General features: G+C 28.5%; 26 protein-coding genes. 2 read left to right on the forward strand and 24 right to left on the reverse strand.

Features of this window, described 5'->3' with window-relative positions:
• Positions 1-3 precede the first annotated feature (3 nt).
• The 18 genes from CURT_RS07700 to gap are packed head-to-tail and all read right to left on the reverse strand — an operon-like array spanning position 4 to position 15,248.
• Positions 4-876 carry a DMT family transporter gene (locus tag CURT_RS07700; protein WP_018712833.1) on the reverse strand — a complete coding sequence of 291 codons (873 nt, stop codon included), beginning with the start codon at positions 874-876 and terminating at the stop codon, positions 4-6.
• A complete protein-coding gene (locus CURT_RS07705; protein ID WP_172539779.1) occupies positions 873-1,775 on the reverse strand; it encodes a choline/ethanolamine kinase family protein in 903 nt (300 codons plus the stop codon). The genes CURT_RS07700 and CURT_RS07705 overlap by 4 nt, the downstream gene beginning before the upstream one ends.
• The gene (locus tag CURT_RS07710; RefSeq protein ID WP_018712835.1) at positions 1,747-2,772 is read right to left on the reverse strand and encodes a glycosyltransferase family 2 protein; all 1,026 of its coding nucleotides are present in this window, start codon (positions 2,770-2,772) and stop codon (positions 1,747-1,749) included. Before CURT_RS07710 ends, CURT_RS07705 begins: the two co-directional genes overlap by 29 nt.
• Complete coding sequence (locus tag CURT_RS07715) at positions 2,769-3,731, reverse strand: glycosyltransferase family 52 (protein WP_018712836.1); 963 nt, start codon at positions 3,729-3,731, stop codon at positions 2,769-2,771. Before CURT_RS07715 ends, CURT_RS07710 begins: the two co-directional genes overlap by 4 nt.
• On the reverse strand, positions 3,728-4,930 hold the full coding sequence (locus CURT_RS07720) for an oligosaccharide flippase family protein (RefSeq protein WP_018712837.1): 1,203 nt from the start codon (positions 4,928-4,930) through the stop codon (positions 3,728-3,730). Before CURT_RS07720 ends, CURT_RS07715 begins: the two co-directional genes overlap by 4 nt.
• A 13-nt stretch (positions 4,931-4,943) precedes the next feature.
• The gene (locus tag CURT_RS07725) at positions 4,944-5,993 is read right to left on the reverse strand and encodes an N-acetylneuraminate synthase family protein (protein WP_018712838.1); all 1,050 of its coding nucleotides are present in this window, start codon (positions 5,991-5,993) and stop codon (positions 4,944-4,946) included.
• The gene (locus tag CURT_RS07730) at positions 5,994-6,665 is read right to left on the reverse strand and encodes an acylneuraminate cytidylyltransferase family protein (RefSeq protein ID WP_018712839.1); all 672 of its coding nucleotides are present in this window, start codon (positions 6,663-6,665) and stop codon (positions 5,994-5,996) included.
• Positions 6,662-7,783, reverse strand: a complete 1,122-nt coding sequence (gene neuC, locus CURT_RS07735; protein WP_018712840.1) for a UDP-N-acetylglucosamine 2-epimerase — start codon at positions 7,781-7,783, stop codon at positions 6,662-6,664. The genes CURT_RS07730 and neuC overlap by 4 nt, the downstream gene beginning before the upstream one ends.
• Complete coding sequence (locus tag CURT_RS07740) at positions 7,784-8,224, reverse strand: ecotin family protein (protein WP_018712841.1); 441 nt, start codon at positions 8,222-8,224, stop codon at positions 7,784-7,786. It lies immediately after the preceding gene.
• 2 nt (positions 8,225-8,226) lie between these two features.
• Positions 8,227-9,240, reverse strand: coding sequence for a UDP-glucose 4-epimerase GalE (gene galE, locus CURT_RS07745; protein ID WP_018712842.1), 1,014 nt, complete (start codon positions 9,238-9,240; stop codon positions 8,227-8,229).
• A 35-nt stretch (positions 9,241-9,275) separates the two neighbouring features.
• Positions 9,276-10,076 (reverse strand): DNA ligase, encoded by an 801-nt coding sequence (locus tag CURT_RS07750; RefSeq protein ID WP_018712843.1) that lies wholly within the window; start codon positions 10,074-10,076, stop codon positions 9,276-9,278.
• On the reverse strand, positions 10,066-10,920 hold the full coding sequence (locus CURT_RS07755) for a 3'-5' exonuclease (RefSeq protein ID WP_018712844.1): 855 nt from the start codon (positions 10,918-10,920) through the stop codon (positions 10,066-10,068). Before CURT_RS07755 ends, CURT_RS07750 begins: the two co-directional genes overlap by 11 nt.
• A gap of 9 nt (positions 10,921-10,929) precedes the next feature.
• Positions 10,930-11,751 (reverse strand): enoyl-ACP reductase FabI, encoded by an 822-nt coding sequence (fabI, locus tag CURT_RS07760; RefSeq protein WP_018712845.1) that lies wholly within the window; start codon positions 11,749-11,751, stop codon positions 10,930-10,932.
• Complete coding sequence (locus CURT_RS07765) at positions 11,748-12,134, reverse strand: type II toxin-antitoxin system death-on-curing family toxin (protein WP_018712846.1); 387 nt, start codon at positions 12,132-12,134, stop codon at positions 11,748-11,750. Before CURT_RS07765 ends, fabI begins: the two co-directional genes overlap by 4 nt.
• Positions 12,131-12,334, reverse strand: coding sequence for a hypothetical protein (locus CURT_RS07770; RefSeq protein ID WP_018712847.1), 204 nt, complete (start codon positions 12,332-12,334; stop codon positions 12,131-12,133). The genes CURT_RS07765 and CURT_RS07770 overlap by 4 nt, the downstream gene beginning before the upstream one ends.
• Positions 12,327-13,025 (reverse strand): triose-phosphate isomerase, encoded by a 699-nt coding sequence (locus tag CURT_RS07775; protein ID WP_018712848.1) that lies wholly within the window; start codon positions 13,023-13,025, stop codon positions 12,327-12,329. The genes CURT_RS07770 and CURT_RS07775 overlap by 8 nt, the downstream gene beginning before the upstream one ends.
• Positions 13,022-14,233 carry a phosphoglycerate kinase gene (locus tag CURT_RS07780; protein WP_018712849.1) on the reverse strand — a complete coding sequence of 404 codons (1,212 nt, stop codon included), beginning with the start codon at positions 14,231-14,233 and terminating at the stop codon, positions 13,022-13,024. Before CURT_RS07780 ends, CURT_RS07775 begins: the two co-directional genes overlap by 4 nt.
• A 10-nt stretch (positions 14,234-14,243) precedes the next feature.
• The gene (gene gap, locus CURT_RS07785) at positions 14,244-15,248 is read right to left on the reverse strand and encodes a type I glyceraldehyde-3-phosphate dehydrogenase (protein WP_018712850.1); all 1,005 of its coding nucleotides are present in this window, start codon (positions 15,246-15,248) and stop codon (positions 14,244-14,246) included.
• A 66-nt stretch (positions 15,249-15,314) separates the two neighbouring features.
• Between gap and nadD the strand changes: the two genes are divergently transcribed.
• Positions 15,315-16,193, forward strand: a complete 879-nt coding sequence (nadD, locus tag CURT_RS07790; protein ID WP_018712851.1) for a nicotinate (nicotinamide) nucleotide adenylyltransferase — start codon at positions 15,315-15,317, stop codon at positions 16,191-16,193.
• A 29-nt stretch (positions 16,194-16,222) separates the two neighbouring features.
• Here nadD and CURT_RS07795 read toward each other — a convergent pair whose 3' ends face one another.
• Complete coding sequence (locus CURT_RS07795; protein ID WP_018712852.1) at positions 16,223-17,314, reverse strand: YeiH family protein; 1,092 nt, start codon at positions 17,312-17,314, stop codon at positions 16,223-16,225.
• A gap of 171 nt (positions 17,315-17,485) precedes the next feature.
• On the opposite strand from CURT_RS07795, the gene CURT_RS07800 reads away from it, so the two are divergent.
• Positions 17,486-18,391, forward strand: coding sequence for a LysR substrate-binding domain-containing protein (locus CURT_RS07800; protein ID WP_018712853.1), 906 nt, complete (start codon positions 17,486-17,488; stop codon positions 18,389-18,391).
• On the opposite strand, the gene hisG is transcribed toward CURT_RS07800, so the two are convergent.
• The 5 genes from hisG to CURT_RS07825 are packed head-to-tail and all read right to left on the reverse strand — an operon-like array spanning position 18,377 to position 21,498.
• Positions 18,377-18,985, reverse strand: a complete 609-nt coding sequence (gene hisG, locus CURT_RS07805; RefSeq protein ID WP_018712854.1) for an ATP phosphoribosyltransferase — start codon at positions 18,983-18,985, stop codon at positions 18,377-18,379. The genes CURT_RS07800 and hisG overlap by 15 nt on opposite strands.
• Positions 18,982-19,614 carry a type III pantothenate kinase gene (locus CURT_RS07810; protein ID WP_018712855.1) on the reverse strand — a complete coding sequence of 211 codons (633 nt, stop codon included), beginning with the start codon at positions 19,612-19,614 and terminating at the stop codon, positions 18,982-18,984. Before CURT_RS07810 ends, hisG begins: the two co-directional genes overlap by 4 nt.
• Positions 19,596-19,913, reverse strand: a complete 318-nt coding sequence (locus CURT_RS07815; protein WP_018712856.1) for a hypothetical protein — start codon at positions 19,911-19,913, stop codon at positions 19,596-19,598. The genes CURT_RS07810 and CURT_RS07815 overlap by 19 nt, the downstream gene beginning before the upstream one ends.
• A 12-nt stretch (positions 19,914-19,925) precedes the next feature.
• Complete coding sequence (locus CURT_RS07820; RefSeq protein ID WP_018712857.1) at positions 19,926-20,933, reverse strand: hypothetical protein; 1,008 nt, start codon at positions 20,931-20,933, stop codon at positions 19,926-19,928.
• The gene (locus CURT_RS07825) at positions 20,920-21,498 is read right to left on the reverse strand and encodes a hypothetical protein (RefSeq protein WP_018712858.1); all 579 of its coding nucleotides are present in this window, start codon (positions 21,496-21,498) and stop codon (positions 20,920-20,922) included. Before CURT_RS07825 ends, CURT_RS07820 begins: the two co-directional genes overlap by 14 nt.
• Position 21,499: the final 1 nt, after the last annotated feature.

Below are 21,499 nucleotides of genomic sequence, written 5' to 3' on the forward strand. Positions count from 1 at the left end.
TAGCTATCCTTTATTATTTATATTTGTAAGCATACTTCCTGTTATTATAAATAAAGCAAGTATAAAAGTTGTTAGCATGAATTGTCCATTTATAAAAAACATTATTAAAACAGTCCAAGCAGAGTATGATATATTTAATCCCATAGCTTTAAGTACACCTATTCTTTTTATTGCAGCATAATAAAACAGGTATGAGATAGTTCCAAAAATAGAAGCTAAAAAAACTATATTCAAATCTTTAATCTCAAAGCTAGCGTTAAAATCTGTATATAAAAAATAGATAAAGGCTATAAAGCAATACGTAGTGAAACTAATACCTTGCCTTATGCAAAGTGCAGAAAATTCACTAAGTGAACTATCTTTAATAAAAGCTTTTTTTATAATAACACATTCACTTCCCCAAGAAAGAGCTGTTATAAGTGCAAAAACAAATCCTAATATACTAATATTAAATTTGATATTTAAAGAATAGAGTAAAATTGTAGAAATAATAGCTATACAAAGACCTATCTTGCCTATTAAATTTAACTTTTCTTTTAATAAAAATCTTGCTAATAGTGCTGCAATTACTGGATAAGTTATACTAATGCAAGTAGCTAAAGCTGGTCCTATCAAAGATATAGCAATGATATATGAACCCATTCCAATAGGTCCACCAATAAGACCAGCAAAAATTACTATTTTAAAACTATCACTTTTAACTATATTTTTAAAATTTGAAGTTTTTGAAAAAGATGATTTTATGGATAATAATAAAAATCCAAAACCATCATGTATAAAAGCTGTAAGTAATATAATTAAAGTTGAATAAGATAAAAGTATTGTATCTATACTCCAAAATATACCACTAAAAAGACCTAATAAAAATCCACTCAAAATATTTTCCTATCAAAGGCTTGTTTAAACCTATTATCAACATATGATGTTAAATCTTCTCCTGCACTCATTTTTGCAAGTCCCCATACAGACCATAAAGTATCTTGAATGCTTTTAAAAATATCAATCTTAATAACTTCATCATTTTTTAAGCCATAACTTTTTATAAGCTTTTCATCTTCTTGTTTGTTAAAATTACTCTCAACTGATATAAAAGCAACATCCCAAATAGGATCGTTTAAACCTGAGTATTCCCAGTCTATAAAATAGAGTTTTTTTATACTATTATCAGGATTTTTTATAGCTAAAATATTTTCAGGAACTATATCTCCATGAGTTGGAGTATAAATAAAGCTTTTATTGTATAAATCCATATTTATTTCAATTAATTTATTTTTTAATTTTTCAAATAAGATAAGTCCATCTTTTAAAAATTTATGATTCTTATACTCACTAGAAAGCAAAGATAAGTATTTATCCATCTCTTTAAATGCATCAAAATGATTTGTAAATGGCATGTTTGAGCTATGGATGTTTTTAATATCTTTACCAATTTCTTTTATATACTCTCTTGCGGTTTGTGGATTTAAAGTTTTTGCCTCTTCTAAAAATTTAGTTATTTTTATTCCTGATTTATCATTAAAATAAACTGTTTCTACATTAAACCCACTCTTAAAACTTAAAATTTGATTGTTTTTTTCATTTACTCTATTTATTATGCTATTTGCATTTTTTCTAGGAAGTCTAAAAACAAATTTATCATTATTACAAACAACAAGATAGTTTTTATTAGTCATTCCTCCGATAAAAATAATTTTATTAACTTTGCAATCTGTAAAAATCTCTTTAAATTTTTGTTCTATTTTAACACTATTCATATACTGCACCACTTTTTTCATTATTAATCATTTTGTTGATGCGTCTTTTTAAACGCATTCTTTCAAATTTAGCATAAGCATGACAACCAAAACAGATAAAAAATATAATTTTTATCTTTAATTTTAAATTTATATTTTTATTAAAAAGTAAGATAAATAGTCTTTTATTATTTATATTTTTACTTACTTCATCAAATAAAACCTTTTCATTTTTTGAAGAAATCTTTATTTTAGGCAGATCTATTAAGGGCGATAAAGCTCTAATATCTTTTAAAACATTTTTTATAGATAAATTATTACTAAAGTATCTATCTAAGCTATCTAAAGCCTCATATCCTTGCATATTTTTTTCAGAAAAATCCGACTTTGTTATTGAATTTTGCCTGCAATAATAGAAATAATCTATCACATTACAAAACGCCACTTTTTTTGATTGACTAGTAACAATTGGTGTCAATTCAAAATCTTCATAAATTTTACCTTTTGTAAACCTATTATCGCAAAATAAATGCTTTTTATACATTTTAGACCATGCACTTACAGAGTAATATTTTCCATAAAGCATATTTTTTACAGCATCGCTTGAATCATGAAGTAGCACTTCTTGATTCGATATTTTACTTGATGATAATTTGGTATTTTCATTATAAAATCTAACAAATGAAGTTATAGCTATATCTACATCATATTTATTTACTAAATAGTGTAAATTCTCTACATAATAAGGACTTATAAAATCATCACTATCAACAAAACTTACCCATTCTCCACTCATTCCATCAAGCCCTGCATTTCTTGCATCACTAAGTCCACCATTTGTTTTATGAATAACTTTTATGCGATTATCTTTTTGGGCAAATTCATCACAAATTTTACCTGAGTTATCACTACTTCCATCATCAACTAAGATAATTTCTAAATTTTTATAAGTTTGATTTATAATACTTTGGATACATTTTTTAAGATATTTTTCCACATTATAAACTGGAACGATAACTGAAATTAAAGGATTGCTCATAAATTTATAACCTTTATATTTAATTTTTGCATTATACTATACAAAGACTTTACATTTTCAAAAACTTCATCATTTTGCATAAAAATAGCATTTAATTTTAAAATATTTAAGTTAGATAAAGTAAAAAGTGCAGTAGTAAAAAAGCCATAAATTTCAAAATTTATAGTTTTATCTTTTTGAAGTTGTGAAATTATATAATCTTCTGCTATTAGTTTAGTATCTATATATTTAACATTTTTTATAATGTATTCTTCTCTAGGATGTGGTAAGTAAAGGTCAATTTTAAATTTTTCAATCAACTTTTGTATCAAAATGCTATTTTTTTCTAAATCTTTTTCATAAATTGGCTGACCTAAAAATAGTTTTATAATTTTTTTTCTATCTTGCTTATCACTAAAATTTTCTTTAAAAAGTTTTATCTCTTTGGTATTTTTAATTAAATTTGGCATATTTGGAAAAATTGTGTAATGGGCTTTTAAAATAGAAGCATAGTTTTCAAAATCATCTTTCTTAATGCCCAGAAGCATATATTTTATCTGTTTTTTTATCTTATTCCTTAGCCTTAACTTTACCAACTTTCCATAAATAAAATTACCCTCATAATATAAATTTGCAACTCCATCATCAAAAGAATATAAATTTTTATATGTTATATTATTTAAAATAGTTGCTATCCATAAACCTTTTGGTTGAGGTGTAAAGATATTTATATAGTTTTTGCCTTTTAGCATATTTTTTATTTTTAATAAACCATTTAAATTTTTATAGACACCAGCTTGATATATGGTTGTTTTAAAGATATTTTTAGATTTTGGTTTCATTTTATCTGCATAAAATGGAAGTTTTTTATTGTTATAATTGCAAATAAGTAGCAATTCAAACTCATCATTATGATAATTTTCTATAATTTTTTCGCATATTAAAATTTGAAGTGGTGTAGTGCAGATAAATAAATTCACTTTTCTTCCTTTATTTTTATAGTCTCATAATAAAGCATAGGAAGCATAACCAAATTTGAAATTATCATTGATAGTGGTATAAATTTGATATCTATTTTTGAAGTTATAAGTAAAACTATCAAATAAATTATACATGAGATAATTGAGCAAATTGAAATAATTTTGTTTTTTGCATAGTAAAAAAGATAATTTACCAAAACAAGATATGTAGGCATAAATGAAAAGCCCAAGATAAATAAGGCTGTGTAATATTTAGCTCCAACAAACTCACCTCCTAAAAACCATAAAAAAATAGTGTTTGGAATAAGCAGTATTATACAAACTGGCAAAAAAGAAAATGGTAAAAACACTAGGCTTAATTTTCTAATTTTTTTTCCATTTAATTTTTTATTTTTTAAAGCTTCGTAATAATATGGCAAAGTTGCTTTATTAACACACATCAACAATACATTAAAAATCAAAGCTATATTAAAAGCTGCTGCATAAATTCCAAGCTGGGCATTAGAATATGAATTATAAATCAAAACTCTATCAAACTGCCCTTTTAAAAGTCCACTTATATGATGAAAAACAAGTGGAAATCCAAAGCTAAAAATATATAAAAAAGAAATTTTAAAGTTGTTTTTACTAAACCTTATTTTATAGCCTTTTAAAAAATAATAAGCCAACAAAACAGCCAATAAATTTGCTAAAAAAAGAGCTAAAAAGCGATAAAATACCAAATTTTCACTAAAATACTCTAATAAAAAAATGGTAAAAAATACTATGAAAAAAGAAGTTGCTATTTGAATTACCACATATGAGATTGGTTTTTTTTGACACTGCCTTATGGCAAGCTGCACACTAAGCATGGCTTGAGTTAGAGATATTAAGCTTATTAGCATTATTATTTTTAAATTTAAAAAATAAGCAGTTATTAAAATGCAAAAGCTAATAAAAGTAGCATAAATATAGCCAACTATTACAATGCTTTTTAGATTTCTTTTTCCATAAAAATAAAAATATCTAGCCACTGCACCATCTTGGCAAAGACCTACAAAAATGCCAAATAAAGTCATATAAAAAATATAATATGACATAACACCATATCCATCAGCACCAAGCTTTCTTGTTAGATACGGTATAAGCAAAAAAGAGGGCAAATTTGCTACAATTTGCCCAAAAACATAGATAGAACTATCTTTAAAAAACTTATTCATGCAAAAGATAGCTTTACTCTAAATCACTTTTTTTAATTTGTGCATTTTTAGATATATCATTTTTAGCAACTCTTTCAAATAAGCTCTCATAATCATCAGCACTAAAATCACCATTTCCAGGTCTTTTTACCCATAAATTTTCACTATTTAAAAGTTCACCTTTTTTTATATCCTTATCAGCTACAACACTTGCAAAAGCAAAATCTTTTGTTGGTTTTTCTGCCTTCACAACACTATCCTTTTGTCCGCCTCGCATAAGTCTCATCGCCTTTGTAGCATAACTTAACTCCCTAAAAGCCTTTGGATCCATAGAGCAGACAATATCAGGCCCAATTCGATCCATTCTATCAGTAAAATGACGCTCTAAAATAGATGCCCCAATAGCTGTCCCACCGATACAAGCAAGATTATTTGTAGTATGATCTGAAAGTCCGATAACTGCATTTGGAAAAGCCTTAGCCAGCTCATTCATAGCGCCAAGCCTAACATCTTCATATCTGGTTGGATAAACATTTGTGCAGTGAAGCAAAGCATATGGCACTTTTGCCTCTTCTATAATATCAACTGCTTTTTGGATGTTTTTTATAGGGTTCATTCCAGTTGATAAGATAATTGGCTTTTTAAATGAAGCGATAAGTTTAATAAGCGGATAGTTATTGCACTCGCCAGATCCTATCTTATAAGCAGGAATGTCCATCTTGTAAAGTCTTTTAGCAGCTACTCTTGAAAAAGGAGTTGAGATAAAAATCATACCTTTACTCTCTACATATTTTTGAAGTTTTATCTCATCATCTTCATTTAAGGCACATCTTTTCATTATCTCATAAATACTCACATCAGCATTTCCAGGAATTACACTTTTTGCCTCATCACTCATCTCATCTTCAACTATATGAGTTTGATGTTTGATAATCTCTGCTCCTGCATTAAAAGCTGCATCAACCATCTCAAAAGCTGTTTTTAAACTCCCTTCATGATTTATCCCGATTTCACAAATTATCAAAGGATCATACTTATATCCTATCTTTCTACCATTTATTTCAAATTCAATATTTTTATTCATTTAATCTTCCTTTGCAAATAAATTTGCCATTTCTAAATCTTGCGGGTTGTCTATGTCAATTGAACTTTTCTCATCCATCTCATAAATATCGATAGGCTCGATAAAAAATCTTTTAAATTTTAACAAATCAGATATGAAATTTATATAAATTGCACCATTTGGCTCATAGGCAAAGGGTAAAATTTGCCTAGGGGATTCTAAATCCTTTAGCTCATTTACAGGTTCAAATTTACCATTTTTAAAAATCAAGCTTTTGTATGGATGATGAGCTACTTTTTTAACGGAAATTAAAGAGCCTTTTTTGTTTTTTTCAAATTTATTAAAAGCTTCTTTTATGTGAAAACTATCTCTTAAAGGACTTGTGGGCTGAAGTAAAACAGCAATTCCATCTTTTAAATTTAAACAATTAATCGCGTGAATCATAGCCATTATAGAAGTTGCTTTATCGCTTGCCAAATCACTTGGTCTATCTATAACTTTAGCGCCAAATTTCAAAGCTTCATTTTTTAAACTTAAAGCATCAGTTGAGACTATAATCTCATCAAATATTTCGCTCTTTTGTGCTGCTAGAATTGCCCTTGCAAGAAGTGAAAATTTGCCAACTTTAGAAAGATTTTTGTCTTTTATGCCTTTTGAGCCACCACGGGCTAATATAATAGCTACTTTTTTCATAAAACAAACCTTTTTTGCAAATTTGTTTTCCAAATTTCATCATTATTTAAAAATTCTTTAAATCTGCTAACGCTATCTCCAAAACCAAACTCTTTATTTATCTCAAATTTCGGAAAATTTTTTAACAAATTTATCGCTTTTAAAATTTCATCTTCATCATAGCTTGTATTGATAATGGAATTTATACTTTTGACTCTGCCATTTTGTCTAGTGCCTACATTTATCGCTCCAACACCATAAAAAGGCGCTTCTCTAACTCCAGCACTTGAATTTCCAATGATAAATTTGGAATTTTTCAAAAGTGTTAGAAAATATTCAAATCGTATCGATGGAAAAATTTTAAAGTTTTTCAAATCTTTTAAATTTGAAATTTCATTTATTATAAATTTAGAGCCGTTATCATTGTTTGGAAATATTACAATGTAGTTTAAAGAACTATTTTTTAAGGCATTAAAATAACTTTTTGCGTATTTTTGCATAAGAGTGTTTTCAGTTGTAACTGGATGAAACAAAGAAATAGCGTAGTTTTCAAAGCCGATATCATAATGAATAAAAGTCTCTTTTAAGCTTGGCAAATTATCACTTGCCATTATGTCTAAATCCGGAGAGCCAATTATAAAAATTTTACTTTCATCTTCACCCATTCTAATCAATAAATTTTTAGCCTCCTTGTTTGAAACAAGATGAAGATGGGCAAATTTGCTAACTGCATGACGAATACTTTCATCAATAGTTCCTGAAATCTCTCCACCTTCAATATGACAAACTAATATATTTTCAAAAGCCCCACTTATCGCACCTGCCAAAGCTTCAAGCCTATCACCATGTATAAAAACCATATCAGGTTTTATCTCACTAAAAAACCTTGAAAAAAGATTTATAGTATTTCCAAGAACTGAGCTCATAGGCTCGTTTAAAAACTGGTTGTTTATAAGATAGACATTTTTATAACCTTGTTTTAAAACTTCCAAATATGTGCTACCGTAGCTACTCATCATATGCATCCCAGTTACTATTAAATGCAATTCAAATTTAGAAGAGTTTTGAACCAAATTTAAAAGTGGCTTGAGTTTTCCAAAATCAGCCCTAGTTCCAGTTATAAAAAGAAGTTTTTTCATTTAATTAAGTATTTTACTTTCTACTTTTTTAAATACTTCATATTTTACACTAAAATCTATCGGCACATAAAATACAAGCGGATAGTTGGAGTTATAACGAACTATAAAATTTGGATCAAAGCTTAAAAATCTAAGCTTTTTAGGCTCACTGCAAAGCATCATGGTTGAGGCTATATCATCTCTTCCACTAAGTTTAAAGTACTCATATCCATAACCTTGAAGTATTTTTCTCTCTAAATTAAGACCCATAAAAGAGTGAGCGTTGCAATCTAACATCATCTCTTTTCCAAAAAACACTTTTACTAAATACTCATCTTCATTTTCTAAAGACTTAAGAGTTAAAATAACTTGTTTTTCCCCATTTTCAGTCTTTGGAAAAATGCTAGCATCAAAACCAAATATTGTACTTGCCATAATTAAAAATCCTAAAATAAATCTCATTTTTAGCCTTTTATTTTCTTTTCCCACTTTAAAGCCGAGCTTATAATTAAGCCCAAATCATCATTTTTTGGCTCCCAATTTGTTAAGCTTCTAAGCTTTGTTGAGTCCGCCACAAGTCTAGCAGGATCACCATCTCTTCTCTTGCTAACTTCAGCTTTAAAATCAACCCCGCTAACTTCTTTAGCTTTTTTAATAACTTCTTTTACACTATATCCTTTACCATATCCAACATTGAAAATTTCACTTTTTCCGCCATCATTTAGGTATTTTAAAACCGATAAATGTGCAGCAGCTAAATCTTCAATATGAATATAATCTCTTATGCAACTTCCATCATCTGTTTCATAATCCTCACCAAAAATACTCATCTTTTCTCTTTTTCCAAGTATTGTTTGGGTTGCTACTTTTATTAAGTGTGTTGCGTTTGGATAATTTTGCCCTAAAAGCCCATCATTGCTTGCACCTGCAACATTAAAATATCTTAAAATTCCATATTTGAAATTTGGATTTGACAACGCATAGTCTTTTAAAATCCACTCTGTAACGACCTTGCTTTTACCATAAGGATTTATTGGATTTAAAGGAGTTTCTTCTTTTACTATTCCATCTTTAGGCTCTCCATAAACAGCAGCTGTTGAGCTAAAAATGAATTTATTAACATTATATTTAGCACATAAAGTTATTAAATTTAAGGCATTTGCTGAGTTATTTCTATAGTATTTAAGTGGCTTTTGAGTACTTTCAAAAACTTCTATAAATGCCGCAAAATGAATAATAGCTTCAAATTTATGCTCTTTAAAAACATCTTCAAGCTCATTTATATTTTCTAAGCTTAAATTTATAAACTCAAATTTTACCTCATTTTTTTTCGCAACATTTTTTAAAGTCTCAATAGCTAAATTCGACCCCTTGCAAAAATTATCTATCACAACTATTTCGTGATTTTTGCTTTCAATTAGTTGTTTTGTAACATGTGAGCCGATATATCCGGCACCACCAGTAATTAGAATTTTCATTTTTTATCCTTTTTTGTTATTTTACATTAAATTTATTAAATCTCATCTCTTATTCTTAAAAATACTGGAAATCTTGGCACTTCATTTGTAGTTAAATTTTGGTATTTATAAGTAATAATTTGCCCTATTTTTGGTGGATTTTTTCGATCACTTTCCTTAAAGCCACTTCCTATTTTAAAGACTTTTGAATTTGGCATTTTACAATCAATCGAGCCCATCAATCCTTCAAATTTGCCTTTTCCAGGATTTATTTTTACCACTTCACACTCTGCATCTTTAAATTTTTTAATTTTTAAAATTTTAGTGCTTCTTTTGTTTTCATAAATCAAATTTGGATCACGCACAACAACGCCCTCGCCACCACCAGCAACTACCTCATCTAAAAACTTAAAAACCTCATCATTATTTTTAACTCTAGTTTGCGAAATTACCTCAATAAATTTAGAATTTTTAGAAATTTCTTTCATTTTTTCATATTTTATGCTGAAATTTGCCTCGACTTCAGGCATATCAAAAATATAAAATTTAAGCTCTTTCCACTCATTGCTTGGAGTTAGTTTTGAAGTGATTGAAGCAATATTTTCAAAATCATCTCTTTTTGTATAAAGTTCTCCATCAAGCTTAGTTTTAGGAAAATCCTTTGTAAAAAACTTAGGAGCGGCAAATTTATTTCCTTTTCTTGAAATTAGATTTTTACCATCCCATGTGACACGAACGCCATCAAGTTTTTCACTCATAAACCAGCCGCTTAAATTCTCGTCCTTATACTCGCTTAAAAGCATCACAGCATTCAAATTTGCAAAAAATAAACAAACCAAAAGCCATTTAAATTTCACTTTCGCACCTTTTTATCTCTTCATCAATGCATTTTGTAAAAACAGGCGTGTAGTTAATGCCTTGTTTTTCAGAGTTTAAATATTCTTTTGTTTCTAAGATAGAACTTGCATAATCTTCTAAATTTATATTTCCTTTTAAAAGTTCATATTTTAAAAAAAGTAAATATGTATTTAAAACATCGCTTTGACAATAAATTTGAATTTTTTCAAGCTCATTGTTATAAAAAAGCTCCATAACTTCATCGCCGTGAGTATCGAATTTGCCAGGTAAGTTTAAACTAAGGCAAAGTGAGTTCAAATTTAGTCCTCTAACTGAGCCAAATTCGCTTATATGGTCCATTAGATCAAGATGAAATTTGCCATCATATCTGCTTTTATAATTCCCATCCCATTTGCTTTTATTTAATTCTTTATTTTCAATCTCAAAATAAGCTGGAATGCTTAAATTATAACGCATTGCTCTTATCATCATCATCGGCAAGTCAAACCCACGCCCATTAAAGCTAATTAGTCGCATATTTTTTTCCATTATCATAAAGAAATTTTTAATCATTTCTTTTTCATTTCCTGGAATTTGTGCAACTCTCACAAATTTTCCATACTCATCACCAAAAACAACACTAATTGCAACGATTTTATGAAAATTTACTGGTAAAAAACTACTTCCTGTTTTTTCAAGCTGTCTGTTTTGTATAAGGTCTGAAAACTCATAATTGATCTTATTTTCATCCACACTATCTTCATATTTTTTTAAAATACTTTCATACTCGTTTGGAAAAGCTTTTTTAAGACTTTCTACACAAGGAATTGTCTCACAGTCAAATACGCATAAACTTTCTTTCATAAAGTATCCTTACTTATCCTTATCCCATGCTAAAATTGTTTTTCCCTCTTCATCTTTGGCAATATCGCCCATTCCAAGGATATTATAACCACAATCAACATAGTGAATTTCTCCAGTTACTGCTGAAGCAAGGTCGCTTAAAAGATACATTCCGCTTTTGCCAACATCTTCAATTGTTACATTTCTTTTAAGTGGAGCATTTATCTCATTCCATTTTAAAATCATTCTAAAATCCCCTATTCCACTTGCTGCAAGAGTTTTTATAGGGCCTGCAGAAATTGCATTTACTCTTATATTTTTACTTCCTAAATCATGGGCTAAATACCTCACACTACTTTCAAGTGCAGCTTTTGCAACGCCCATGACATTGTAATGTGGCACAAATTTAGGACCTCCTAAATATGTTAAAGTTAAAATACTTCCACCTTCATTTATAAGTGGTAAAACTGCATTTGTTAAAGCTAAAAGTGAATAAACACTTGTTTGCATAGTAACATTAAACGCTTCTCTTGAAGTATTTACAAACTCACCCTCTAATGCTTCTTTTGGGGCAAAAGCAACTGCGTGAAGAACAAAATCAATTTTTCCAAAATCTTTTTCTAGGCTATTTTTTAAATTTATTAAATCTTCATCACTATTTGCATCAAGCTTGTAAACCTTATCACTACCAAGCTCATTTGCTATTGGCTCAACTCTTTTTAAAAGTGTATCATTTAAATATGTAAAAGCTAAATCTGCCCCCATATCTCTGCAAGCTTTTGCGATACCATAAGCAATTGATTTTTGATTTGCAACTCCAACTATTAAACCTTTTTTTCCTTTTAAAATCATCTTTTATCCTTTAAAATTTTGTTTAATTCTTCTTTTAACTTATCTTTTGAAACACTTCCATCAGCAACGTTAATGACAATATCTTCCATTTTTATATAATAATCATCTATTTTCAAATCAGGAAAATTTATTAAAATCAATGCTAATCCTATGTGTAAAGCCGTCCTTTTGTTTGCATCTAAAAATGGATGAAATTTAACGCAAGAAAAAATCAAATGAGTTAATTTATCTAAAAAAGTAGGATAATACTCATCATTTTTAATATTTTCACAAACAGAATTTAGGTAGCTAATTTGTGTTTTATTATATCCATCAAGCCCTCCAGAAACTGCGATAATTTGCGTATGAAGTTTTATGACTTGAGAAATATTTAAGTATTTCATCTATCTTTGAGCCTTTTTAAAACTTCTAAATTTTTTGGCATATTTGCCAGTTTTAACATATTTTTTTCAAGCTCCTCAAATTCACTTTGACTTAAATCTTTGCTATTTTTAACAATAAATTCACTATTTAAAAGCTTAGCAATGCTCTTTAAAAGAGTCAAATTTTCATCTTTTACCCCTTTAATAATTACATCATTCATTTTTTACCTTTATTAAATTTATAAAGTTATTTATATCTAAACTTGCACTTCCAACTAAAACACCATCGCAGTTTTTAACGCTTAAAATTTCACTAATGTTGTTTAAATTTACACTTCCACCATAAAGAAGCGGAGCATCTGTAAAAGTTCTTAAAAAATCTAAAACTTCACTTATCTCGTTTATTTTTGCACTTCTTCCAGTTCCTATAGCCCAAATCGGTTCGTAAGCTAGGTTTAAATTTTCATACTCTAAATCAAGCCCTTCAAGCTGTGATTTTAAAAAGCTTTTAGTTGAAGCGTTCATATAAGTTATATCGCTTTCACCAATGCAAAAAATTATTTTATATCCATTTTTTTTAGCAAACTCAAATTTGGCTTTTAAAAATTCATTATTTTCACCTAAAGCTCTTCTTTCACTATGTCCTATCAAAACTGTTTTTATACCAAACTCATCTAAAATTTCACTTCCAATTTCACCTGTAAAACTTCCATTTTTTACAGGATAAAAATTTTGAGCGCCTTGGTTAAAAACAAAGTCGCCCTCTAAAAATGCTGAACTTGTAGGAAAAACAAAAATTTCATCACTATTTTCACAGCTTTTGCGGTTTTTTAAAAAATTATTTAAAACGCTTGCGTATTCTAAAAAACTGTTTCTTGTATGGTTGCACTTTAAATTTGCAGCAAATATCACAAATCTTCCTTTCTTAATAAAACCTTAACTCCGGGAAGTTCTTTTCCTTCGATTAATTCCAAACTTGCTCCACCACCTGTTGAGATAAATGTTATTTCATCTTGATCGCCTGCTCTTGCTACAACATCAGCCGTATCGCCACCTCCAACTACTGTAGTTGCATTACTTTCAGCAACTGCATGGCTTATCCTTAGGCTTCCTCTTGCAAATTTATCCATTTCAAAAACACCCATTGGCCCATTCCACCATATAGTTCCTGCATCTTCAATCGCTTCTTTAAACAGAGTAACTGTAGCAGGTCCAATATCTAAACCCATCCAATCTTTTGGAATTTCTTGAGTTGTAACATATTTCATAACGCTATCTGCTGAAAAATATGGTGCCACAATGGCATCAACTGGAAGATAAATTTTAACTCCAAGCTCTTTTGCTTTATCTAAAATTTTCTTTGCATCCTCTAAAAGCTCTTCTTCTAAAAGTGAATTTCCTATTTCAAAACCAATTGATTTTAGAAATGTAAATGCCATTCCTCCACCAATTATCAGCTTATCAACTTTTGGAAGCAGATTTTTTAAAGCTTGAAGCTTCCCACTAACTTTACTTCCTCCAACTATTGCAACAAAAGGACGAGCAGGATGTTTAATCAAATTTTGAGCAAAATTTATCTCTTTTTGTAGCAAAAAGCCAGCTGCTTTATGGTTTTCATCAAAAAACTTAGTTATTGCATGAACTGATGCATGAGCCCTATGGCAAACTCCAAAAGCATCATTTATATAAAAATCGGCAAATCCAGCCAATTTTTTGGCAAACTCATCATCATTTTTAGTTTCACCTTTTTCAAATCTCAAATTATCTAAAAGTAAAATTTCATTTTCGCCCAGTTCATTTACTGCATTTTGAGCATTTTCACCTATTATATCATTTACAAATTTTACATCTTTTTTTAAAAGTCTGCTTAGTCTTTTTGCAACTGGACTTAGATTAAATTTCTCCTCAAAACCATTTTTTGGACGACCCAAGTGACTAGCTAAAATAACTGCCATACCTTCATCTAAGCAGTACTTTATAGTAGAAAGTGCTGATCTAATCCTTCTGTCATCAGTTATATTTTGATACTCATCCATTGGCACATTAAAATCACATCTTATAAAAACTTTTTTGCCTTTTTCAAACTTAACATCTTTTATAAACAGTAAATTCTCACTCATCTTAGCCCTTTTATTTCATCTTATTTTTTGCATAAATAGCCAAATCAATAAGTCTATTCGAGTAACCCCATTCATTATCATACCAACTCAAAACTTTAAGCATATTTTTACCTACAACTTGTGTCATATCAGCTGCAACAATACTTGAAAAACTACTTCCTATAAAATCGCTTGAAACACAATAATCTTCATCAACGCTTAAAATTCCCCTCATTGAAGAGTTTGCATACTCTTTAAATTTTGAATTTACCTCATTGGCAGTGGTATTTTTTTCAAGTAAAACAGTTAAATCAAGCATCGAGACATTTGGCACTGGAACTCTAAGACTAAGTCCGTGCATTTTATCTTTTAAGTTTGGCAACACTAAACTTATGGCTTTTGCAGCGCCTGTGGTTGTTGGGATGATATTAATAGCTCCTGCTCTACTTCTTCTATAATCTTTACTTTTTACATCAAGCAAGTTTTGGCTACTTGTATAGGCGTGAGTTGTATTCATAAGTCCTTTTTGGATACCAAACTCAGCATCAAGTACTTTTGCAATAGGTCCAAGACAGTTTGTTGTACAACTTGCATTTGAAATGATTTTTTCGTCTTTATAATTTTCATTATTTACGCCCATTACAAAAGTTGGCGTATCATCTTTAGCAGGGGCACTCATCACAACCAAATCAAGCCCGTTTTTAATATAAACCTCACAACTTTGAGTTGTTAAAAAGGCTCCTGTACATTCAAGCACAACCTCTGCACCAAAATCTTTAAATTCTAATTCATTTGGATCACGTGTTGAAAAAACCCTTATCTTTTTGCCATCAACAGCGATATAATCATCATTTATTACTTCGACTTTTTTATTAAATTTACCGTGAACTGAATCATGCTCTAATAAATATCTTGTAATATCTCTTTTAGCTGTATCATTTATCGCAACAAGTTCAGTATCAGGTCTGTTTAATAAAATTCTAGCAGCACATCTTCCGATGCGTCCAAAACCGTTTATTGCAAATTTAAGTGCCATATATTTTCCTTTTATTTGGTATAATCAAAGCTTATTTTACTGAATTTAAGGTTAAAACTAATTAAAATGAAAATAGCACTTTTTGGTGGGAGCTTTGATCCACCACATTTAGGACATGATAAAATTGTAAAAAAATCTTTAAAAGTTCTAAATTTAGACAAACTTATCGTAATGCCAACTTTTATAAATCCATTTAAAAATGGTTTTTTTGCCCCACCAACTTTAAGACTTAATTGGTGTAAAAAACTTTGGCAAAATTTAGATAATGTCTTAATAAGTGATTATGAAATTTTGCAAAATCATCCAGTCCCCACAATACAAAGCGTTAAATTTTTATATTCTAAATTTAAAATTGATAAATTTTATTTAATTATTGGCGAAGATAATTTAAAAGACTTAAATAAATGGCATAAATTTGACGAGCTGTGCAGTTTGGTAGAATTTGTAGTGGCTTCAAGAAATGAAGATGAGATAAAAAACTTAAAACAAATTTTACCCTTGAAAAAGTTAGACATTAATGTTAATATTTCATCTACAGAATTTAGACAAAATTTAAACAAAGACTTCATACCAAATTCCATAAAAAGTGAAGTAATAAATTTTTATAAGGATAAAAAAATGGAAAAAAAACTTGAAACCATCAAAAAAGTTTTAGAGGATAAAAAGGCTGAAAATGTTGAGATAATCGATATGAGAAATGAGGATTATATCGCTAAATATGTAGTAATTGCCACAACTCTTACAGGAAAACATGGACTATCTTTAACTGATGATTTAGATGCAGCTTTAAAACCTTTAGGTGAAGAATTTTTAGGTATTGAAGCAAGTGATGAGTGGAGCGTAATAGACCTAGGCGATGTAATCATTCATCTAATGAGTGAAAGTCATAGAGCAAAGTATGATATTGAAGAGCTTTTAGCAAAACTTAAGAAAAAAGAAGGTTAAGAAATTTAAATCTTCAAAATTTAAGAAATCTAAACTAAAAATTTAGCAATCATAAAACAAATAGTAAAAAGCCATATAGCTAAAAAAGTAGCTAGGATAAATGGCTTTTTACCTGATTTTTTTAACATATCTTTTCTAATTGTAACACCAAGGGCAAACATAGCTGTTGTTAAAAGCATAATATCTATAAAATTTACAATTGGAAGTGAAATATCACGCAAATTTAATGGCAAAAATGACCCGATAAAAACCATAGCCAAAAACCAAAGTCCAAACCAAGGAATAGTTATTTTTTTACTCATTTTTTCACTATTTTTATCATGCACTTTTTCCAAGTCAAAAAAACTTATCATAAATAAAAATGGCACAAGCATTAAAACTCTAAGCATTTTCATTATAACACTTAAATCATTTGCCTCCTCGCCAACAGCTGCTCCAGCGCCAACCGCATGAGCTACTTCATGAAGCGATAGTCCCATTAAATATCCCATTTGTGTTTTTGATAAATCCAAAACTCCAAGTCTAAATAAAACTGGATATAAAAACATAAAAATAGTCCCATAAACCACAACAGTACAAACCGCAACTCCTATTTTATCGCTCTTTGCTTTTATAACACTACTTGTTGCCAAAACTGCTGCTGCACCACAAATAGAACTTCCTGAGCTTATCAAAATAGAACTTTTTTTATCAAGTCCTAAGAAAAGTCCTAAAAAATATCCTATAAAGAATGTAGAAAAAACTATAAAAAATGCCATTAAAACGCCGCTAAATCCAACATGACCAATATCATTTAATGTTATTTTAAAGCCATATAAAACTATTCCAAGTCTTAAAATTTGTTTTGTTGCAATTTTTATAACGCCTGTTTTTTCTAAAAAAATCGAAGTTTTATAAAACGTATTTGCCAAAATAGCTCCTAAAACAACAGCAATTATTAAAGGGCTTATTGCTAAAGTCTTAATTGGTGCAAGAAGCGATAAAGAATAAGCACAAAGTGCACTTGTTAAAATAAAAACCCAAGCTTTTAATTTTCTATTTTTATATATTGATTTATGAGATAGTTTTTTCTTATTATTTTCTTTTTTTAAATTCTTTTTACTTAAATTGAAATTTTCCAAAAAATTTCCTTTATATAAATTTTATATTAATATTTGTATTTTATCAAATAAAACTAAATTATTACATAAATTCACAAAACATTTAAAAAATTTGTATAATAAACTATTTTACATAATATATTTTTAATTATTTAGATATAATGTGTAAATTTCATATCAAAAGGATTTTCTATGACATTAAAGCAGATTGAGTATTTTATCAAGGTTTGCGAATTAGAACAAATTAGTGAGTGTTCAAAATTTTTTGGTATTTCACAATCAGCAATGTCAATTGCTATTAAAAATCTTGAGAACTCGCTTGGCGGTGAGCTGTTTGATCGAATAGGTAAAAGTCTTGTAATTAACGAAAGAGGAAAAGCTTTTTTAAAATCAATTACTCCAATTTATAACCGAGTTTTAGAAATTAGAAAAAATATGCTAAATGGAGGTATGTTTGATATTGCAATTACATCGAGTAAAAATATCGGGAGTTATCTTTTGCCAGAAGCAGTAAGCGAAATATTAGAAAATAAAAACGATAAATCAAAAATTCACTTAGATATAAAAATTGAAAATACTGAAGCTATATTGCAAAGTATTTTAAATAATCAATGCGATATCGGTCTTATCGAAGGAAGTTTAAAAAACAGTGAGGTAAGCACTATAACAATATGCGAGGATGAGCTTTTTGTAGTAACTGGAGATAAAAATCTTGCACAAAAATCTTGGACTATAAATTCTTTAAAAGACTATGGTTGGGTTATGAGAGAGATTGGCTCTGGCACAAGAGAGGTGTTTTTTAACAACATCAAAGAAACCACGAATTTAAATGTCATATTAGAGCTTCCAACTTCAGAAGCGATAAAAAACTCTATTAGAAACAGACCACTATTTACCTGTTTGCCTTATTTTGCGATACATAATGAACTTGGAAATGGACTTTATAAAGTAAATATAAAAGGTAAAAAGTTTATAAGAAATCTATATGCAATTTACTCAAAAGACAAGAAAAATAGCGAAACTTTTATGAATATAATAAATGAAATTATTGAAAATATAAGAAAATTTCACAAGAAAATCTCATCACAAAACAGCTGAGATTTTATCATAAATTTCTAAAATTTCAATTTTTTTATTTATAAAGCTATTTTTATTAGATATTAAAAAAGCTGAGCTATCCATGATAGTTTCAGCTACTTTTAATCCGTTTTGTTTCATTGTTGCTCCGGTTTCAACATTATCAACTATCAAATCACTTAGTCCTATTAACGGAGCAAGCTCAATTGAGCCATATAGTTTTATAATAGAAACTGGAGTTGCTTTTTTAGCAAAAAATTCTTTTGTTATATTTGTCATTTTTGTTGCAACTGTTAAATTTGGCTTATCATAATTTAAAATCTTATCTTTTTGTATGCCAACACATACTTTGCATTTACCAATCCCTAAATCAAGCAGTCTTAGAACATTTGGCTTATGCTCTTCCAAAACATCAAGTCCAACTACGCCTACATCAGCGGCACCATTTTCTACATAAGTAGGCACATCCTGGCTTCTAATAGCTAAAAATTTAAAATTTTCTACATTTAATATAAGCTTTCTATCTTCAAAAACAAACTCTTTTTTAAAAACTTTTTTAAAAATTTCTAAAGTATCATTTGCTATTCTTCCTTTTGGAAGGGCGATTGTTATCATTTATCATCCTTAGTAGTTTTACTATTGTGTTCATTTATAGCCTTAAGCATACCTCTAAAAACCAAATTTTTATCAAAAATAGCTTTTTCAAAAAATTTGACAAAAAAACTTCCATCTCCGCCTGTAAAATAAATCTCTTTATTTTTTGCCATTTCATTTATGGCTAAAACTAGAGGCTTTACAATTCCATAAGAAATAGCATCATTTGTTTTTTGTGGGAAACAATCGAGTTCAATTTGTGAGTTAAATGGAATATCTAAAATTGGCGAGATACTTTTATAAGCATTTAGATAAGATCCAATGCCTGGAGTAATAAATCCACCTTGATGAGTATTTGAAATCATCAAATCAATCGTTATTGCACTTCCTGCATCTACAATAACCCCGTTTTCTATAGTATAACACCCTGCTATCCTATCTATACCAAGACCTTTATAAATAGTATCAAATTTAAAATAATCTTTTATGTCTATAAATTTGCTACTTCTTGGAATAAATTTGGAATTTACATTTATATAATAGACATTTTCTTTTGGATTAAATTTATTAAGCTCATCAATACTTAGACTAAAAAGTCTGCCATCATCCCAAAACTTGGCACTGAAATTTCCTACATCACAAAGTAACATTTCCAACCACTCTTTTTTAAAAATTCCAACGCCTTTGAACAAATTTGTGAGTTATAGAAAAATATCTTTTTTTTAATGATTCTATTTTCTTTTTTTGCTAAACTTTCTGACATTTGGACAAGTTTTAAGCTATCTTTTTGCAAAAACCTGCTCTTAGCATCCCTAAAAAATAAAATTGTATTATTTGACTTTAGATCAATGCCAAATAAAGCCTTATAAGATCTTGTTTTAAACTCTTTAAGGCTTAAATTTTTGCTTTTTTGAAGTATTATATTGTGCTTTACTAAAAGCTCATCCATTTCAATACGACTTTATTTTAACTTTATAAATTTATCTTTATGATAAAAATTTTCTATACTTGCAAAGCTAAGTTTATCAAGCTCATCATTTAGTTTATAAATTTGAGAATTTTCTAAATTTAAATCTGTTTTAATAAGATATCCTGTTTTTTCAAATATATAAATGCTATTTTCATGTGGCATAACTCCTGAAAAAATTGCAAATTTAAACTTACTTTCTTTTATCTCATTTAAATTTAAATCATAAATTTGAGCTATTCCATCTTTTCTAAATAGATAAATTCTATCTTCGTATCTAAAAATATCTCTTATATTTTGAAGTAATCTTTTATTTCCACTTGGTGAAATTAAAATTAAAGTTGAATTTGTGGCTGCAAACATCTTATCACCCAAAACATCTAAATATACGATGTTGTTAAAAAATGGCTCAGCACTTACAAAAATATCTTGTGCTTTCATTCCATTTACCGTAATTACAACTCTTCCATCAAGTGTTGGGAAAACAACAACTCCATTTCCAGCAAACAAGGGAGATGCGATCCTTGAATCAAGCGTAAAAGTAGTATCAAATTTATCACTTAAAATAACATTTTTACTATTTATATCTATCATCCAAATAGAGTTATCAGCACAAACAACCGCTAGTTTTGCTCCAATTAAACTTGCACTAACAGGCTGAGATGGAAATTTTTCATCAAAAATAAGATTTGAGTTTGCATCTAGTATTTTTAACTTTCCATCGATAGTTGAAGTTATTATTTTCTCATCATTATAATTTAAAAATTTCTCTTTTTTTTCCAAATTTAAATTAAAAGACCTTTCATCTTTTGTTATGACTTTGCCATTTTTAAGAGTAATTCCACTTTTTGTTACATATAAAATTTCACTTCCTGTTTTATTATCAAAAGAAGCTTTTCCTGAAATTTCATCTTTTTGTGGTGAAAAATACTCTCTTTTTGTTGAACAACCAACTAAAAAAATAGATAATAAAACTATGCTTAATAAATTAATTTTTTTCATTTTTATTTCCATTGTAATGTCTTAAATTTTTAACTATTTGAGTTAGTCCTGAGTTTGGAGAAATTTTGATAAATTCCTTATTAGCCTCTTCTACTTTTCCTTCTTTTAAATAAGCGTATCCACTCATAAAAGCACTATATGAGCTTAAAATTTCACCGCTTTGTTTTCCAGCCTCATAACTTATAATATCTTTTAAAAGTTTATCGATATCTTCTAAATTTGACAACTCATCTATTTTTTTGCTGTCATTATTATCCAAGGCTTGTCTAAATTCAAAAAGAGTAAAAAGGTTTTTATCTAAACTTTGCAACTTTTTTGCTGCTTCTTTATCATTTGGATTTAAAATAAGCTCATTATAACTTTCATTTGCCTTTTTAAATTTTGCTTCTTTTTGATAATCAACAACCAAATACACAACAATAGCCAAAAACACCACAATAAAAGTGCCAACGATTGGCTTTTTGTATTTTTTGATAAACAACTCACTTTTTATAATATTTTCTAAAAACTGTCCTTGAGAATCCATCCTCTCTTTGACATCTTTGATATCGTCTTTTATAGCCAAG

This window comes from Campylobacter ureolyticus, from assembly GCF_013372225.1.
In the GTDB taxonomy this organism is placed as follows: Bacteria; Campylobacterota; Campylobacteria; order Campylobacterales; family Campylobacteraceae; genus Campylobacter_B; species Campylobacter_B ureolyticus.